The organism is Arthrobacter sp. Y3221157, from assembly GCF_059089865.1.
Genome location: NZ_JBNHFD010000191.1, coordinates 1 through 1,401, shown reverse-complemented (window position 1 = coordinate 1,401; position 1,401 = coordinate 1). Strand labels below are relative to the sequence as shown.

1 protein-coding gene is annotated in these 1,401 nt (G+C 63.7%); it reads left to right on the top strand.

Going from position 1 to position 1,401, the window contains the following annotated elements:
• Window positions 1-112: 112 nt before the first annotated feature.
• Window positions 113-1,345 (top strand): IS256 family transposase, encoded by a 1,233-nt coding sequence (locus tag AC5RTT_RS20550; RefSeq protein WP_494146705.1) that lies wholly within the window; start codon window positions 113-115, stop codon window positions 1,343-1,345.
• Window positions 1,346-1,401: the final 56 nt, after the last annotated feature.

The window sequence follows — 1,401 nt, the reverse complement described above, 5'->3', positions numbered from 1 at the left end:
AGGGTGTTTCATAGAGTGTGTAAGGGTCCGGTCTCTAACTAGGGTTTGACCTGCGGTTTTACCCTTGAAAGGACGGGCCCTCTTGGCCGAAATCAGTATGACCACCAACCCCTTGGAAGGCGTTTTGAGCGCCGACCAGATCGACGCTCTCGTCACTGCCGCGGAGGACCTTGGGGAGGGCCGCAACGGTGTTGAGGAACTCCTCTCCCGGATGACCCGCGCGGTCCTGGAACGGGCCCTGGAAACGGAGATGAGCGACCACCTCGGCTATGAGTCCGGGGACCCGGCCGGGCAGGGCACTGGCAACTCCCGAAACGGCAAAACCACCAAGAGCGTGCAGACCCTCCAGGGGCCCGTTCAGGTCACCGTGCCACGGGACCGGAACAGCTCCTTCGAGCCGGTGATCGTGCCCAAGCGGGCCCGCCGGCTGGGCAAGGTCGAGGACATGATTCTCTCCCTCTATGCCCGGGGCATGAGCACCCGGGACATCGGCTCCCACCTTGATGAGATCTACGGGACCAAGGTCTCCGCGGCGACGATTTCCAGGGTGACCGACGTGATCGCCGATGAGGTGGCCCAATGGCAGAACCGGCCGCTGGAATCCGTGTATCCGATCGTCTACATCGACGCGATCTGGCTCAAAATCAGGGACGGCGGGGTCGTGGTGAACAAGGCCTGCCACGTGGCCGTGGGCGTGGACGTGGAGGGCCGCAAGCAGGTCCTGGGCCTGTGGCTGGGCACCAGCGAAGGGGCGAAGTTCTGGGCCAACGTGCTCACCGAAATCCGTAACCGCGGAGCCGCCGACATCCTGATCCTGTGCTGCGACGGGCTCACCGGCCTGCCGGCGGCGGTGAACAGCATTTACCCTCAGACCGTGGTGCAGACCTGTGTGGTTCACCTGCTGCGCTCGGCGATGAAATACGCCTCGTACGGGGCGCGTAAAGCGATGGCCCGGGACATGCGCCCGATCTACACGGCACCTACCGTGCAGGCTGCTGAGTTGGCGATGGAGGCCTTCGCGGAGACCTGGCAGAGCACCGCCCCAGGGGCGGTGCTGGCGTGGCGGAACGCGTGGGAGGACTTCACCCCGTTCCTGGCCTTCACCCCGGAGATCCGGAAGGTCATCTACACCACGAACCAGATCGAATCGATCAACTACCAGCTGCGGAAGATCACTAAAACCAGGGGCTCATTCCCCTCTGACGAGGCCGCGATCAAGCTGGTCTACCTCGGGATCCGGAACATCGAAACCACCCGCGGCGGCGAGCTCGGAACCGGCACTCAAGGCTGGCACCAAGCGCTGAACGCCTTCGCCGTTCAATTCCCCAACCGACTCCCGATCTGACCACCCGGCAGACCGGACAACCGACCGGTCCCTTACACAGAAAACTTGACACCCCC